Source organism: Pseudomonas gregormendelii (assembly GCF_017114825.1).
GTDB classification, from domain to species: domain Bacteria; phylum Pseudomonadota; class Gammaproteobacteria; order Pseudomonadales; family Pseudomonadaceae; genus Aquipseudomonas; species Aquipseudomonas gregormendelii.
This window is the reverse complement of sequence record NZ_JADEVO010000104.1, coordinates 1-774: the sequence shown is the minus strand read 5'-3', so window position 1 is coordinate 774 and position 774 is coordinate 1. Positions and strand designations below refer to the sequence as shown.

Sequence of the window (774 nt, the reverse complement as noted above, 5' to 3'; positions counted from 1 at the left end):
ATTCGCCGAAAATTCGATAATACTCAATTAAGAGCAACTCACAAATTTTACCTTAGCCTGATCCGTTACCAGTGAAAGTAACGTTCAGTCTATCTTTCTATCACATACCCAAATTTTTAAAGAACGAACTAGTCAAAGACTAGAAATCAACATTCACCATCACAACGATGGAATGCTCATTTCTAAGCTTTATACAATCAGAAGCAGTAGTGGTGGAGCCAAACGGGATCGAACCGTTGACCTCCTGCGTGCAAGGCAGGCGCTCTCCCAGCTGAGCTATGGCCCCGTATTTCTACAGGCGTTTCCCACACAAAATTGGTGGGTCTGGGCAGATTCGAACTGCCGACCTCACCCTTATCAGGGGTGCGCTCTAACCAACTGAGCTACAGACCCAATTTCGAGCTATAAGGCCGACCTCACCCTGCTCTTTACCACAAAGCATGGGGTGCGCTCTAACCAACCAAGCTACAACCCATCAGGGCTGCTTCTTTTCGTCTTCTTCAATGAATCAAGCAATTCGTGTGGGAGCTCATGGAGCAGCTGATGTCGTCGATTAAGGAGGTGATCCAGCCGCAGGTTCCCCTACGGCTACCTTGTTACGACTTCACCCCAGTCATGAATCACACCGTGGTAACCGTCCTCCCGAAGGTTAGACTAGCTACTTCTGGTGCAACCCACTCCCATGGTGTGACGGGCGGTGTGTACAAGGCCCGGGAACGTATTCACCGCGACATTCTGATTCGCGATTACTAGCGATTCCGACTTCACGCAGTC

At 49.4% G+C, this 774-nt stretch carries 2 tRNA genes and 1 rRNA gene; all 3 read right to left on the bottom strand.

From position 1 onward, the window contains the following. Nucleotides 1–210: 210 nt before the first annotated feature. Nucleotides 211–286: transfer RNA gene (locus tag IMW75_RS26765), tRNA-Ala, on the bottom strand. Between the two features lie 30 nt (nucleotides 287–316). After that, nucleotides 317–393 (bottom strand) — tRNA-Ile (locus IMW75_RS26760). Nucleotides 394–554: 161 nt separating this feature from the next. Continuing rightward, a 16S ribosomal RNA gene (locus IMW75_RS26755) occupies nucleotides 555–774 on the bottom strand; the annotation flags it as partial.